The following is a 15009-nucleotide window of genomic DNA, read 5'->3' on the forward strand; positions in this document are numbered from 1 at the left end:
CTTGGAAACCAGAAACTCTTTCCACCACATCAGTCTATGTCGCCACTGCACTGGCAACGTCACGAAGATTGTCCAGCGCCTGCCTGTGCGCATTCGCATCGATCCCGATCAGCCTGCTGCAGCCGCACACCGAGGCGCTCTTCCAATGGGTTCATTGTCACGACTAGGTTGACAGTTAGACGCTTTATAGCTGCTTTTTCCTTTTTAGGCCCCCTATTAATCTGTATTCACGGTGCTGCCGAACCTTGATTCAAGGGAGCGCGCGCTACCCACTTTTTTTACCCGGAGATCACATGCCCATTGTCTACGGTCATCCCTTGTCGTGGAGTGCCCTGCTGCTGGTGATCGATGCGCTGATCTGGCATCTCGCGCCGTTCAAGCACCGCGTCACCCGGATCGGGTTGCGTCTGGGCCTGTTCCTGATCTTCAGTGCAATCATCATCAATGCCGACGTCAGCCCGCTGCAGGCTCCCGTGTTTGCCGGTGATCGCGCTGTGCAACTGGGGGCAACGGCTCTTGGGATTCTCTGGTGGCTATATGCCGCGCGGGTGCTCACGGAAATCATCGGTCTGGTGCTGATACGACGCATTGGTCACAGTGGGCGGTTGCTGCAGGATGTCATAGGCGCGCTGGTATTTTTGATCGCGATCGTCGCCGCGGCTGGTTATGTGCTGGAGCTGCCAGTCAAAGGCTTGCTGGCGACCTCCGGAGTCGTGGCGATCGTCGTCGGGCTGGCGTTGCAAAGCACGTTGAGCGACGTGTTTTCCGGCATTGTGCTCAACACCACCAAACCCTATCAGGTGGATGACTGGATCATGATCGACGGCACCGAAGGCAAGGTGCTGGACATCGACTGGCGTGCCACCCACCTGCTCACCAGCGCCGGCAGTACTGCGGTGGTACCGAACTCGGTGGCGGCCAAGGCGAAGATCGTCAACCTGAGCCGACCGAGCAACATGCATGGCGTATCCATTAGTATTCAGGTGCCCAACCACATCCGTCCGCGTCGGGTGTTAGACGCACTGGATCGCACCCTGCAAGGTAGCAGCAGCCTGCTCCTCTCCCCTGCACCTAAAGCTCTGCTCAAGGAGGCAGGTGAAAACATGTCCGAATACGTGGCCAGCGGTTTTTTATCGCCGAGCTGGGCAGAAAAAGTGAAGTGCGCAATCAGTTGTTCGACCTGGCCCATCGGCACTTGGAAGCGGCTGGTATTTCCCGGCAACTCGATGGTGCGGTTGAACCCACTACCCGAGCGCGAGCGTTGCTGGACGAGGTAAAAATCTTCCGCTCCCTGGGCGAGGACGAACGCGATCGGTTGGCTCTGGCCATGACTCCGCAGCAATACGCGGCGGGACAAGTGGTGCTGGAACTGGGTGAAGTGCCTGACAATCTGTTCGTGATTGCCACCGGAGTGGTCAGCGCCACAGTGCCCGACGACACCCAGCAAACTGAAGTAGGTCGCATGGGGCCGAGCGAAGTCATGGGCGAACAGAGCATCCTCGCCGACACACCGTCCCAGGCCACTTTCACCACACTGACGTCCTGCATCATTTACCGCATCGACAAGTCTCTTACACGCAGTTGCATGGAGCAACGCAGCGAAGTCGGCCAGGCATTGAACAAGCTGCAAGCGGTGCGGCAACAGAACAGCCGACTGACGTTGATGGCCAAACCAGCGCCGATCAAAAAAGGAGGTTTGCTTGGGTGGTTGCAGAAGCGTTGAACAATGCCACGTAAAAATGCCCGCGCGAGCGGGCATTCAGGCCATTCGTGGCGCCGGCCTTCCTGTTCGAGAACCTGTTCACCTGTTGCGCACCGGCCGACTCGCCCCCTGGGCACTGCTGACTGCTCCCGAGAGGGTGTCTATCGCCTTGGGTGAGTGGAATTAACAACATTTAACTCGCAAGCCACGGCCCTGCAACCAAGAATGAAACCCTCTGCGCATACCTGTTTATCCAAAGGAGGTGGTGCTGACCCTTCGTGTAATGCGCTGGCGCATTACCATCGTTTCAAGGACATTGTTATGGCCCACGTTCAGCACAACGTCGCCCGCGCATCAGCCACACAAACGCGAAAGACCACTACTGGTGGCCTCACGCCTTGGCGGGAAAACCTGGTCAAGCAACTGATCCAGAACATGAAGAACCCGGTGCTTTGCTGCTGCCTGTTGTTTGTTGGAAAGGTTATGGCAGCAGACTCGACAGAGCCCAGAACCTCGGACTTTCTAGAGGACGCAACGCTCAACGTTATCAGCCGAAATTTCTTCTTAAACAATGATAACCGCTCCGAAAACGCCGCGAAAAATTACCAGCGAGAATGGGCACAGGGCTTCATCACGACGTTTGAGTCAGGCTTCACGCCCGGAACATTTGGTTTTGGTGTGGATGTGCATGCTTTTGTCGGGCAAAAACTCGATGGCGGTAAGGGACACTCAGGAACCGGGCTTTTACCCGTCGACAGTGATGGAGAGTCCGCACAAAACTTCAGCGACGGCGGCGGCGTGATCAAGACTCGCCTCTCGCAGACCTCTATCAAGTTCGGCGAGATGGAAGTAGAAACCCCAGTCTTCGACACCTCCGACAAACGTCTGCAACCCGAATACGCAACGGGATGGCTATTAGAAAGTGACGAGCTTACTGGCATACACTTGGTCGGTGGCAAATTCACGGCATTCAAAAACCAGGACTCCTCCTCTTCTAAAGGGGATTTTTCCGGGTATGGCGTTAACACCGATATGGGCTCAATCAGCTTCGTTGGGGCTGACTTCACATCCAACAAGAACCTAGGCGCCAGGCTGTACTCATCCCAGCTAACAGACACTTGGCGACAGTATTACGCGAACGCGTATGTCCGTCGCGGGGATACGTTTGTAGATTTCAACATCTACCATACGATTGACTACGGGCGCTCAGTTGCGGGAGGCATCAACACAACAGCTTATAGCCTTTCTGCCAAACACAATATTGGCAACCAAGCCTTTACCCTGGCGGTCCAAAAAAATCGTGGTGACACGCCTTTCGATTTCGTAGGGGGTGACTCCATATACCTAGCCAACTCCATCAAGTTCGCCGATTTCAATGGCCCCCATGAGCGTTCCTACCAAGCCCGCTACGACCTGGATTTCGCATCCATGGGATTGCCTGGGCTCACGTTCATGTCACGGTATGTGACTGGACGTGATATCGACGGTACTCATGCGCCGCAAGGAGGGGCTTACTTCCCTTTTGATCCTGGCGAACAGGAGTATGTCCCTCAGCAAGGCAAAGGCGGGAAGCATTGGGAGCGCGACATCGATCTAAGCTACACCGTCCAGTCCGGGCCGGCGAAAGATCTTTTAGTGCATTTCACCCACGTTTCTCATCGGGCGAACGAAGCACAAGGCGGGCCGGACATCGACCGCATTTACTTTGTCCTTGAGTACAACTTCAAACTGCTGTGATTCCTCAGCCGTTGCAGAAACGACGGATCTCAACAGACATGCGATCCGCTTGGAACAGCCTTGCCCAAACTCAATTTTCAGCCCTGCGTATTTGTCGCTATCAGTGGATCGCCACGGGGTCGAGGTTGTCCTGGGTCGAGCCCTTGTATAGTGGTTGACCGAGGACAAACTACTGCAGAGCGCGTTTACTCGCATCCCTGTCAGCCACCCGTCACCCTGACGTCAGCTCCCCCCACCTAAAGTAACTCTTCCGGGTTTTGTGCACTGCGACCCGCGTGGTACATCTATCGCTCTCGATAGGACATCAAATGGACATATGGAAACCCCAATGAAAGCACTCTACGCGCTCTTGATGATCGGCCTTGCCGGCTGCGCGCGCGCTCCGGTTGAGGTCGCCCAGCCGGCGCCGGTCAGCTTTGGCGACTACCGCCTGCAAACCCTGGCGCAGATTGAGCGTAATCGGCAGTTTCAGAATCCCGACCACACCTTGGAGCTGGCCTGGAACGCTCCCCGTGAATGGGTACCCGCGCAGCCCAATGGTAGAGGCGTTCTTCTGGTTCACGGCCTTGGCGATTCGCCCGGCTCATTCGTAGATGTCGCGACACAACTGGCCAGCCAGGGATATCGGGTACGCACCGTGCTGCTGCCCGGCCACGGCACTCGGCCGGCCGATATGCTCGACGTTGACATCAATGATTGGCGTCGAACCGTGGAACAACAGGTGGCGCTGCTACGCAAGGATGTCGGCCACGTTTACCTGGGTGGTTTCTCCACCGGTGCCAACCTGGTTGTGGCGTACGCCATGGACGATCAGTCGATCGCTGGGCTGCTGCTGTTTTCCCCGGCGTTCAAGTCCAATGTTGGGTTTGATTGGGTGCTGCCATGGCTGGCGAAGGTCAAACCGTGGCTACGGCAGCCGACCAGCGCGGCCCCGCAGCAGACGTCGCTGCGCTACCAGAACGTGCCAACCAATGGCTTCGCCCAGTTTTACCTGAGCAGTACGGCCGTGCGCAGCAAGCTGGCATCGCAGGCGTTCGACCGCCCGGTGCTGGTGGTCAGTGCGGCCCATGACTCGGTGGTGGATGTGGAGTTTGTACGGGACGCCTTCAATCGGCGTTTCCCCAACCCGGGGTCGCGGATGATCTGGTATGGCAACCTCGCCAACGAATTGCAAAGTCCGCGCCTGTTGGTGCGCAGCGACCAGTTGCCGGCCGAGCAGATCAGTCAGTTTTCCCATATGGGCGTGCTGTTCTCCCCCGATAATCCGCAATATGGTCGCCAGGGTAACCAGCGTCTGTGCTGGAACGGCCAGAGCGACACGGCTTACCAACAATGCCAGGCAGGTGGCCCTGTCTGGTATTCGGACTGGGGTTATCGTGAGCCCGGCAAAGTCCATGCACGGTTGACCTACAACCCGTACTTCGCCTGGCAATCCGAGGTGATGGTGCAGGTGCTGGAGGCCGGGGCTCAAGAACATTCCACTGTGGCAAACACACGATAATCGCCCGCCCCTTGCCGTCGAGCCCCTCCTCCTGTCTGGAGCCTTAGTTGCTGGTGATCATCACCGTTGGTGCGGTTTTAGAATAAAAACTATAACCAAATAACCTAAATCAGCGACCACCGGTCACCTATCTTGAACATCTGAGGGGCCGTCATTGGCCGGTATTGCTGATACGCCGCTGCCTTCCTTACGGCCAACGGATGCCCGAACACGAGCCAAGGAAGCTGTAGATGGCAATCACCCAAAACAACCGTCTGGTACAGGTCGACAGTCCTCTCGGTGGTGAAGTCTTGTTGTTGCAGAGCATGGATGGCAGCGAAGAGTTGGGGCGCTTGTTTCACTACGAATTGGACCTTACCTCCGAAGACCGGGCGATCAAGTTCGATCAGTTGCTGGGCAAACCGATGGGTTTGACCCTGGAGTTGTACAACGGAGGCAAACGCTATTTCCACGGCATTATCAGCAGCTGCCGGCAACTGACCGGTCACGGCCAGTTCGCGGGTTACCGCGTCAGTTTGCGGCCATGGTTCTGGCTACTCACGCGGACCTCGGACTGTCGGATTTTCCAGAACAAGACCGTGCCGGACATCATCAAGCAGGTGTTTCGCGACCTCGGTTTCTCTGATTTTGAAGACAGCCTCAGCGCCAGCTACCGTGAGTGGGAATACTGCGTTCAGTACCGCGAAAGCAGCTTCGATTTCGTCAGTCGGCTGATGGAACAGGAAGGCATCTATTACTACTTCCGCCATGAAAAGGAGCGTCATGTCCTGGTGCTGGCCGACGCCTATGGTGCTCACTCCACGCCAGCGGACTACGACTCGGTGCCCTTCTATCCGCCCGATCGGCAGATGCGCGAACGCGATCATTTCTATGACTGGCAACTGGCGCGGGAAGTCCAGCCGGGTTCGCTGGCGCTGAACGACTATGACTTCCTGCGCCCGCGCGCCAGCCTTGAGGTGCGCTCCAGCGTGGTACGCAACCACAGCAACGGTGACCACCCGCTTTATGACTACCCCGGTGAATACCTGCAGAGCAACGATGGCGATCACTACGCACGCACCCGCATCGAAGCCATTCACAGCCAGTTCGAGCGCGTGCAGTTGCGCGGCCGGGCCCGCGGGTTGGGCTCCGGTCATTTGTTCACGCTGACGGGTTACGACCGTGCGGACCAGAATCGCGAATACCTGGTGGTGGTCGCGCGCTATCAGATCCGTCAGGAAATCTATGAAAGCGGACAGTCAGATTTAGCCGAACAGTTCGTCAGCGAGCTGGACTGCATGGATGCCAGCCAAGCCTTCCGCCCTCTCCCTCTGACGCCCATGCCCATTGTCCGCGGGCCACAGACCGCCGTGGTGGTTGGCCCCAGTGGCGAGGAGATCTGGACCGACCAGTATGGCCGGGTCAAGGTGCATTTCCACTGGGATCGCCATGACCAATCCAACGAAAACAGCTCCTGCTGGATTCGCGTGTCCCAAGCCTGGGCTGGCAAAAACTGGGGGGCGGTGCAGATCCCGCGGATCGGTCAGGAAGTGATCGTCAGCTTCCTCGAAGGCGACCCCGACCGGCCGATCATCACCGGTCGCGTCTACAACGCCGAACAGACCGTGCCCTACAAGCTGCCAGCCAATGCCACTCAGAGTGGCGTGAAAAGTCGTTCAAGCAAGGACGGCTCACAGGCCAACTTCAATGAGATCCGCATGGAGGACAAGAAAGGCGCGGAGCAACTGTTTATCCACGCCGAGAAGAATCAGGACATCGAGGTCGAGAACGACGAGACCCATTGGGTCGGCCACGACCGCAGCAAGACCATCGACAACGACGAAACCGTGCACGTCAAACACGACCGCACTGAGACCGTGGACAACAACGAAACCATCAAGATCGGTGTCGACCGCAAGGAAACCGTCGGCAACAACGAAACCATCTCCATCGGCGTGAACCGCACCGAAGATGTGGGCAGCGACGAGAAAATCACCATCGGCGCCAACCGCACCGAAAAGGTGGGCAGCAACGAGACCATCACCATAGGCGCGGACCGCACGGAAAAGGTCGGTGCCAACGAAAGCATCACCATCGTCAGCAACCGCACCGAGGACGTGGGCGGTAACGAGACCATCGGCATCACCGGCAACCGCAACGAAACGGTCAAAGGCAACGAAGGTATCGAGATCAATGGCAACCAGAGTACCCAGATCGGCCAGAACGAATCCCGTGACGTCGCCCAGAGCCGCACCACTGACATCAAGCAAAACGACAGCCTGGACGTTGGCAAGAACTTTGTCCTCAACGCCGGCGACTCCATCAGCCTGACCACGGGCGCGGCCAGCATCACCATGAAGAAGGACGGCACCATCGTGATCAGCGGCAAGAACATCACCATCGACGGCTCCGGCGCCATCAACATCAAGGCGAACAAGAACGTTGTCGTCAAAGGCCAGAAAATCCTGCAGAACTAGCCATGGAGTGTGCGCTATGACCGTCGAATACCACCTCGCCCCCTCCTCCACGCCCGTGCGCGTGGGGGGCGTCGTGATTGGTGTGCTGCTGGATGTGCCCCTGGCCGACGCTCCAGTGGTGGCTTTTCCCGGTTGCCCCGATGACGCGGGGCTCGCCGCGCGCACCACCACACCGCTCAGTCGCGAAGACATCGGCGCCCAGGTCGCGCTGATGTTCGAGGCCGGCGACCCGGCCCGGCCGCTGGTGATCGGTCGCATCCAGCGCCTGCCGCAAACCACGCCCCGCGCCGTCGCGAACCTGGACGGCGAGCGTTTGGAGTTCACCGCAGAACGGGAAATCGTCCTGCGTTGCGGCAAGGCCAGCATCACTCTTACCCGTGAAGGCAAGGTACTGATCCGAGGCGCCTACCTCTCGAGCCGATCATCTGGAGTGAACCGGATCAAGGGCGGCTCGGTACAGATCAACTGAGGCAGTGACGCCATGGAATTGATAAACAAGACCCGCCTCGTCGGCGGCTTTACCACCTCAACCGATAAAACCGGCCGTGAATGGCTGGTCGTGGTGGCGAAAGGAACCTACGGCATTGCTGATCATCCTGGACATGAACCTCGCCTGCTGGAACAACAGGCTCCGCTGATCATGGCTGATGTGTACCCAGGGGAACCGGGCGAATCAGCTGCGTTATACGAAAACGATTTTGCACTGCACAAGCCACGCTGCGATGTCCTGCTCAATGGACACTGCTACGCACCCAATGGAGAGCCGGTAACAGAGCTGAACGTAGCCCTGAAAGTCGGGACGCTGGTAAAAGCATTCAAAATCGTGGGGGCACGAGTCTATGTGGAGGGCGCCCTCTCACACTCGACAACCAGGCCTGTTCCCTTCACAAGAATGCCTGTTTCCTATGCCCAGGCTTTTGGCGGGGTGGACCGCACGCATGCCGACGCCACTCAACATCAGTGGTACCCCTGGAACCCTGTAGGGGTCGGATTTTACCCAAGTGCAAACACTGCCCGGATAAATGGTCTGCCGCTGCCCAATACCGAAGAACTGGACAGGCCCGTCACCACGCCCGATGGGAATTACAAACCGATGGCATTCGGCCCGATCGGTCGAGCCTGGCAACAGCGGATCCGATGGGCCGGCACTTATGATCAGGCGTGGCTTGATCATCAGTTTCCATTTCTGCCGGAAGATTTTGACCTGCGTTATTTCCAGTGCGCACCAGAGGATCAGCAAATTGACTACCCGCAAGGTGGCGAAGAAGTTGCGCTGCTCAATCTCAACGATAAAGGCCGGACGGCATTCAGGCTTCCGACAAACTTGAAACTGCCGGTGCTCCTGGTTTTTCACGATGACAGCACGCGGGAAACGGCAGCCGTTGTCGACACCGTGATTCTGGAGCCGGACGCGAATCGGCTGCTCCTGACATGGCGAGCTTCTGCGCCGCTCGGGCGCAACATCAAGGAAGTGGCCAAGGTCATCGTCGGGCAAAGCGCCGATCAGTTCGAACAGGCCAAGGCCAACGAAGAACGCATGCGAGGAAAGCAACACTTCAAGTCATTGGCTCAACTCATCGCGTGGACTAAGGAAGCTTATCCTCCCGCAGAAGAGGCGTTATGACGCCGGCCCTTTTCATCACCAGCATGGGCATGGCTTGCCCTGTGGGCCTATGCGTCGCCAGTGCCTGTGCTGCCAAGCGCGCCGGACTGTCAGCGCTCCAGGAGCTGCCGTTTTTTGACAACGCTTGCGAACCCATCATCGGCGCGACGGTGTCCAGTCTCGACCTGGCGCTGCCGGCAGCATCGCGTATGTCCGGGCTCATGCTGCATGCACTGGTGGAGTTGATACAGGGTGCGCCGAAGCTGGATTGGACAGAAGTGCCCTTTCTCCTGTGCCTGGCTGAACCGGAGCGCCCCGGAATCGATATCAGGGGAATAGCCCAGACCGTCATACACGACGCATCTTCCAAGTTGGGCATACAGTTCCACCCAACCCACTCCAGGGTCATCCCCTCCGGCCAGGTTGCCGGCATGCATGCCCTTCATGAAGCCAGTCGATTGATGCAAGAAACCCGTGCGCCTGCCTGCGTGGTGGCGGGTGTCGACTCGCTGCTCAGCGCCTTGACGCTGCAATGGCTGGACCAGCATCGCCGGCTGAAAACGGCCACTCACAATGACGGCTTGTTTCCTGGCGAAGGGGCCGCGGCCATCTTGATTCAGGCCTATCGGCAACCTGGCACCTGCTTGGAAATCTCAGGCCTGGGATTCGGGCAAGAAGAGGCACCGCTTTTGTCGAACAAACCCCTGCGAGCAGGCGGGCTGACCGACGCCGCCCGCACGGCGCTCGCACAGGCCAGACTGGGTTTGCATGAAATTGATCTGCGCCTGTCCGATGTCACGGGCGAGCAATACGGCTTCAAGGAACTTCCGCTGATGGAGGCCCGGCTTTTTCGGACCGTCCGAAAAGAGGATCAGCCACTGTGGCATTGGGCAGAGGCCATGGGTGACACCGGGGCCATTGCTGGAATCGTCCAGTTGATACTCGCCGACCAGGCGTTTCGCAAAGGCTATGCACCGGGAACCACCGCGATCTGTCTGAGCAGTGCCCTGGCCGGTGCACGCGCCGCCGCCGTCGTGCGCGACCTCAGTCGACCCCAGGGGCCCCTATGAGCTGCGACGTTTATGCAAATGGCGATGAGATTGCATGCAAAGCGGGTGGCGGCAAGGTCATCGCGGCATTCCCGGATGTCTGCCTGACGCCACCACCGCCTCCCGCAGGACCCATCCCGGTGCCCTATCCGGACACCTCGTTTTCCAAGGACATGAAGAAAGGCAGCAAGACCGTCAAGATCGAAAACAAGGAGATCATGTTAAAAAATCGCTCCTTCTATAAAACCTCCCCACTGGGCGATGAAGCCGCCACAAGAAGCCAGGGTGCCGGTGTCATCACTCACGTCATCACCGGTAAGACCTATTTTGTTTCATGGTCAATGGATGTTCTTTTCGAAGGCCAGAACGTAGACCGACATACCGACCTCACCACATCGAATCATGCCAGTCCCGCAGCGAATGCGGCCGTCCCCATGGTCAACACCGCCAAATACAGTCCGGTGCAACAAGACGCCAAGGTGCCAGGCAAACACAAATGTGAATGTTGTGGCGGCGCGGCGCACTCCAAGGCTCAAGCGAACGGGGAGTACATGACGGAAGACGAATTCTACGGCACCGCACAAAATCCTCAGAACGCCGCCGTCCTCGCCAAAGTCCGGGCAAACCCCAAGTGCAGGCACTTGTTGCCACCTGCCGGAAAGCAACCGAGCGGATGCAATAAGTACTACGTAACGAGCAAACGAGAGAAAGCCAACATTGAAAATGATTGGGCGATTAACAGGCCAGGCTATATGCGTTGGAAAACCGAAGTGGGTCAGGGAGAACCGGTGGCGCATAGAGTCCCCAAGGCGGCCGGAGGTTGTCCGGCCGGGCAAGGGAATCTCGCCCCGACTGGCAAGAAGTGTGAGAAGCTCGAAGGAGAGCTCAGTTCACTTCAAGAGACACGCATCAATAGTTTTCCAAGGCCTGAATGATGAAAACCTCTAATTACAAGCACACTCAAAGACCCGGTTTTCTTCAAGACAGCTTCTATTGGAAGGGGCGTGGCTATCACTACTGCGGCTGCGCTCCGGCAGAAGTAATGTCGCCTGACGGCTGGAAGAAAGACGACCCGTGGATGGCACTTGCTGCGATTCTGGAGCAAGCCAAGCATGGCGATTACAGCCATGTATCCCAACTGCGCAAATGGATAGTGGACCCTGATTGCGATCCAACGCTGGTATCGGCTTGCCTCGGTCTGACCGCTGATGCAGGACTCGACACCGACCTGGATTTCCTTGCCGAGCTCATACTCGAAGGCCCCACCTACCTGCGTATCGAGGCGTGCCTGGCAGCGCAGTGGTCTGGTGTGCTGTGGCTGATACCTTTCATGGTTGAGGCATGGCGCACGTTTGCCCGTCGGGCCGACCGAGCCGCCGTGGAAGCCAATTTAAGCAATCTTCTTGACCCCATCGAAAACGAACCCGAGTTCTTTGACAGTGGCTTGAACGAAATCGAATACAAAGCGGCTGTCGATTCACGACTGAGCGAACTGCAGAACGCTTATGGCAGCGATCGCTGCTCGATCTCCGGTGGCATGCCCGTCGACATGAACAAACAAGTCTGGATCATGAGAAAGTCCCTGGTTCCTTCAGGCACTGATGAATGGATCGACTGGAGCAACTTTCTCATCTGGAGGCGTAAATTCGAGGTGTATTCCGGCGTCGACTGCTCCAGTTTCTATGGGAAAAATGGCGACTTTCAACCGCTGAATGCGGCCGCTGTCCTGGACCGATACATGGCCTCTCCCCTGCAGTTCGAAGTCGGTAAACGTTACTTCTTCGGAAACCTGGTGCCGTAACAAGACAGAGACGTCATGCTCCCCATCTCCTCAATGATCGAGCAACATGCCGAAGAAGCTTGCTTCCTCATCCTCCTGCACGATCACGCCGTGCGCGCCCCCCACTACGACCTTGATGATCTCAGCAAACTGGACGAGCGCATCGATGCCCATCTCGATGGCCTGCGCATCGCCGGCTCAACGGGCCTGGAAATCCTGCTGGCCCAGCTCGGTCCGCACGCCGTCGGCGAGACGTTCGCCAGTGTGTTGCTGGCCTTCGAGGCGGCCGATGCGAAGATGTTGTCGCGACTCAGCGATCATTTGCGAAGCGCGTCAGAAACGGAGCGCGGTTATCTGATGGCCCTGGGGTGGCTCGACTGGGAGCGTATATCGCCCTGGATCGAGCGCATGTTCGCCTCCCCTGAGCCGTTGTTTCACCGCCTCGGCCTGGCGGCCTGCGGGATGCATCGCCATGATCCCGGCCCTACCCTGCTGGCCGAACTGTCCCACGCCGACCCCAGCGTGCTGGCACGTGCCGCCCGCACGGCGGGCGAGCTGCGCCGGCGTGACCTGCTCCCGGCGATTCGTACCCACTGCCAGCATGAAGATGCCGCCACGCGCTTCTGGACCAACTGGGCCACCGCACAGATGGGCGACGCGCAAGCCCTGGAGCCATTGCGACAATTCGCCGGGCAACCGGACCAGTTCCAGTATCGCGCGCTCTGCGTATTGCTGGCCTGGCAGGAACGCGAGCCCAGCATCGCCTGGATACGCCAGTTGGTACAGGATCCCAGGGACCGGCGCATCGGCATCCAGGCCCTTGGGCTGCTGGGCGACCCGGTCTGTGTACCGTGGTTGATCCAGCAAATGAGCGACCTGCCCTATGCCCGGGTCGCCGGTGAAGCCTTCAGCCTGATCACCGGCGCTGACCTGGCGTTGCTTGATCTGGAGTTGCAGGACCTGCCCGATTTCGACGCCGGCCCGAACGATGACCCGCAAGACACCAACGTGGCAATGGACCCCGACGAAAATCTACCCTGGCCCGACCCGCAGCTCATCACCGCTTGGTGGCAGGCCCATGGCGGTGATTTCCAGGCAGGCGTCGGTTATGTGCTGGGACAAATGCAGAGCGAAGCCAGTTTTCGGCAGGCCCTTGCCCACGGCCAGCAACGCCAGCGCATCGCTGCCGCCTGCGGTGTCGCCCGTTTTCGACCAAACGAAGTGCTTTTTCCCACCAGCGCACCGGCCTGGCGGCAACAGCAGTTGTTGGGGAGGACGGGGGTGTTCGGGCGTTGATCAGGGTGGTTATATAGCTCAAACGCAAATCAGGCTCCGACTCCTGATCATTACTTACACCCCTCTGGAGACACCATGCCAAACGCAACCGGACAGAACCCTGTGGCCCTTGTCAGCGGGGTTGGAAGTGAGATTGGGATCGGCATGGCCATCGCGCGCAGACTGGGGACTGCAGGTGCCAGACTGATCGTCACCGCCAGCAGTGCGCGAATCAATGATCGGGTCGCAGAACTGCGTGCCGAAGGATTCGACGTCCAAGGGCGGGCCATCGATCTTACCGATGAGCATCAGGTGCGTGAGTTTATCCCATGGGCAGAGTCCCTCTGGGGGCAGATCGATATTCTGGTCAACAACGCGGGCATGGCCATGCAAGGAAGCCCGGAGTTATTTTCCGACTTGGAAACCATGGATCTGCACACCTGGAACCTTACCCTGGCGCGAAATCTGACCACGGCTTTCCTGCTTACACAGGCCGTTCTGCCCGGCATGCGGGCGCGCCGTTACGGGCGCATCGTAAACATCAGTTCCACTACCGGCACCCGCTGCAGTAACCCCGGTGAAGCGGCTTACAGCGCCGCAAAGGCCGCGATGGTTGGAATGAGCATGAGCCTGGCGCTTGAAGTCGCCCAGCAAGGGATCACTGTAAACAGCGTCGCTCCCGGCTGGATCACCACAGGGTCGACCACTGCCGAGGAAGCCAAGGCGGCAGGTTATACGCCGATGGGCCGGGCCGGACGTCCCGAAGAGGTGGCTGCAGTGGTTGCTTTCCTGGCGTCTTCAGAGGCGAGCTACCTCACTGGCGAAGTCATCGTGGTGGATGGCGGAAACTGTTTGGTCGAGAACAAGGCCCCTTGATCTGAACAGGCTCCTACAGGGTTGGGACATATCCCCGTGAGTCACTTGAACAATTCGCTGCTCATGAAATCAATGAACACCCGCAGTTTTGGCGCCAGATGCTTGCTTGAAGGCCAGAGCATGCGGAAGGTGCTCTGATGCCGATTGAACTCGTCAAGGACGGTAACCAGCTCACCGGCGACGATGGCATCGCGCACGGTGAAATCCGGTACGCAGGCAATCCCCAATGCATCGCGCACGACGTACAGCAACGCCTCGGTGGTGTTGCAGACCAGGGTGGCCGGCAGGTTGAGATCGGACTGCCCTTCCCCGTTCACCGGCCAGACCTGCAGCCTGCCAGTGCTGGGGAATTTGTATAGCAGGCAGGCATGGCGCAGCAGATCCGCCGGCACCTGCGGTGTGCCGTGTTCGGCGAAGTACCGGGGCGAACCGACCACGACGAGCTTGAACGCGCCTAACGGGCGGGACATCAGCCGGGAGTCGTTTGGCTCTCCGGTCCGAATGACGGCATCAAAACCTTCCTCAATGATGTCCACCAGCCTGTCGGAGAAATCCAGGTCCAATTCGATACTGGGGTAGCGGCGCATGAAAGCCATCAGCGTCGGCATGACCAAATCTGCAACCAGAGGCAAGCTCACGCGCAATTTGCCCCGCGGCGCTTTGCGGGTTTCCGACAGTTCCAGTTCGGCCGCTTCGACTTCGCAGAGAATGCGTCGGCAACGCTCGAGGAAAAGCGTCCCTTCTGCCGTCAGCGTGATACTGCGCGTGCTGCGATGAAACAGCCGCACCCCCAGCCTTTCCTCGAGCCGGGCCACGCTTTTACCCACCGCCGAAGACGAAATGCCAAGCGCCCTGCCCGCCTCTGAAAAGCTGCGGGTTTCGGCCGCGCGAACAAAAAAATCAATCCCGCTCAGTGATTCCACGCCAGGCTCCCATTGCGGACATTTTTTCCGATGTGTTGCGCACTCTAGCATTCTTGTCTCGCCAAAGAGCGGCACTTACCGTAGTCGACACTTATCAATCTGCGATT

General features: G+C 58.5%; 11 protein-coding genes and 1 pseudogene. 11 read left to right on the top strand and 1 reads right to left on the bottom strand.

Annotated features, from left to right (window positions below; all coding sequences use genetic code 11):
- Positions 1–293 precede the first annotated feature (293 nt).
- The 11 genes and pseudogenes from PSH91_RS12825 to PSH91_RS12875 all read left to right on the top strand — a co-directional run bounded on the left by PSH91_RS12825 (position 294) and on the right by PSH91_RS12875 (position 13979).
- Positions 294–1723, top strand: a pseudogene (locus PSH91_RS12825) (mechanosensitive ion channel domain-containing protein).
- Positions 1724–2185: 462 nt separating this feature from the next.
- Positions 2186–3439, top strand: coding sequence for an OprD family porin (locus PSH91_RS12830; RefSeq protein WP_305468534.1), 1254 nt, complete (start codon positions 2186–2188; stop codon positions 3437–3439).
- 352 nt (positions 3440–3791) lie between these two features.
- The gene (locus PSH91_RS12835; RefSeq protein WP_316913232.1) at positions 3792–4940 is read left to right on the top strand and encodes an alpha/beta fold hydrolase; all 1149 of its coding nucleotides are present in this window, start codon (positions 3792–3794) and stop codon (positions 4938–4940) included.
- Between the two features lie 230 nt (positions 4941–5170).
- The gene (locus PSH91_RS12840) at positions 5171–7396 is read left to right on the top strand and encodes a type VI secretion system Vgr family protein (RefSeq protein WP_305468399.1); all 2226 of its coding nucleotides are present in this window, start codon (positions 5171–5173) and stop codon (positions 7394–7396) included.
- 16 nt (positions 7397–7412) lie between these two features.
- Positions 7413–7865 carry a DUF6484 domain-containing protein gene (locus PSH91_RS12845; RefSeq protein ID WP_305468401.1) on the top strand — a complete coding sequence of 151 codons (453 nt, stop codon included), beginning with the start codon at positions 7413–7415 and terminating at the stop codon, positions 7863–7865.
- Between the two features lie 12 nt (positions 7866–7877).
- Complete coding sequence (locus PSH91_RS12850; protein WP_305468403.1) at positions 7878–9020, top strand: DUF2169 domain-containing protein; 1143 nt, start codon at positions 7878–7880, stop codon at positions 9018–9020.
- Positions 9017–10069 carry a beta-ketoacyl synthase N-terminal-like domain-containing protein gene (locus tag PSH91_RS12855; protein ID WP_047226480.1) on the top strand — a complete coding sequence of 351 codons (1053 nt, stop codon included), beginning with the start codon at positions 9017–9019 and terminating at the stop codon, positions 10067–10069. The genes PSH91_RS12850 and PSH91_RS12855 overlap by 4 nt, the downstream gene beginning before the upstream one ends.
- Positions 10066–10983 carry a DUF4150 domain-containing protein gene (locus PSH91_RS12860; RefSeq protein WP_047226479.1) on the top strand — a complete coding sequence of 306 codons (918 nt, stop codon included), beginning with the start codon at positions 10066–10068 and terminating at the stop codon, positions 10981–10983. The genes PSH91_RS12855 and PSH91_RS12860 overlap by 4 nt, the downstream gene beginning before the upstream one ends.
- A complete protein-coding gene (locus PSH91_RS12865) occupies positions 10980–11849 on the top strand; it encodes a hypothetical protein (RefSeq protein ID WP_274090445.1) in 870 nt (289 codons plus the stop codon). Before PSH91_RS12860 ends, PSH91_RS12865 begins: the two co-directional genes overlap by 4 nt.
- Before the next feature lie 15 nt (positions 11850–11864).
- Positions 11865–13124 (top strand): TIGR02270 family protein, encoded by a 1260-nt coding sequence (locus tag PSH91_RS12870; protein ID WP_274090446.1) that lies wholly within the window; start codon positions 11865–11867, stop codon positions 13122–13124.
- 75 nt (positions 13125–13199) lie between these two features.
- Entirely contained in the window at positions 13200–13979 is a 780-nt protein-coding gene (locus tag PSH91_RS12875; RefSeq protein ID WP_139050320.1) for an SDR family NAD(P)-dependent oxidoreductase, read from the top strand.
- A gap of 41 nt (positions 13980–14020) precedes the next feature.
- Here the strand turns inward: PSH91_RS12875 and PSH91_RS12880 are convergent, their stop codons facing one another.
- On the bottom strand, positions 14021–14902 hold the full coding sequence (locus PSH91_RS12880; protein ID WP_047226475.1) for a LysR family transcriptional regulator: 882 nt from the start codon (positions 14900–14902) through the stop codon (positions 14021–14023).
- Between the last annotated feature and the right edge of the window lie 107 nt (positions 14903–15009).

It is taken from the genome of Pseudomonas sp. FP1154 (assembly GCF_030687245.1).
GTDB classification, from domain to species: domain Bacteria; phylum Pseudomonadota; class Gammaproteobacteria; order Pseudomonadales; family Pseudomonadaceae; genus Aquipseudomonas; species Aquipseudomonas rhizophila.

Bases quoted from the DNA above. Each gene is read 5' to 3' on its own strand.
- PSH91_RS12830 (WP_305468534.1), top strand. From the start codon at position 2,186: ATGGCAGCAGACTCGACAGAGCCCAGAACCTCGGACTTTCTAGAGGAC.
- PSH91_RS12835 (WP_316913232.1), top strand. From the start codon at position 3,792: ATGATCGGCCTTGCCGGCTGCGCGCGCGCTCCGGTTGAGGTCGCCCAG.
- PSH91_RS12840 (WP_305468399.1), top strand. From the start codon at position 5,171: ATGGCAATCACCCAAAACAACCGTCTGGTACAGGTCGACAGTCCTCTC.
- PSH91_RS12845 (WP_305468401.1), top strand. From the start codon at position 7,413: ATGACCGTCGAATACCACCTCGCCCCCTCCTCCACGCCCGTGCGCGTG.
- PSH91_RS12850 (WP_305468403.1), top strand. From the start codon at position 7,878: ATGGAATTGATAAACAAGACCCGCCTCGTCGGCGGCTTTACCACCTCA.
- PSH91_RS12855 (WP_047226480.1), top strand. From the start codon at position 9,017: ATGACGCCGGCCCTTTTCATCACCAGCATGGGCATGGCTTGCCCTGTG.
- PSH91_RS12860 (WP_047226479.1), top strand. From the start codon at position 10,066: ATGAGCTGCGACGTTTATGCAAATGGCGATGAGATTGCATGCAAAGCG.
- PSH91_RS12865 (WP_274090445.1), top strand. From the start codon at position 10,980: ATGATGAAAACCTCTAATTACAAGCACACTCAAAGACCCGGTTTTCTT.
- PSH91_RS12870 (WP_274090446.1), top strand. From the start codon at position 11,865: ATGCTCCCCATCTCCTCAATGATCGAGCAACATGCCGAAGAAGCTTGC.
- PSH91_RS12875 (WP_139050320.1), top strand. From the start codon at position 13,200: ATGCCAAACGCAACCGGACAGAACCCTGTGGCCCTTGTCAGCGGGGTT.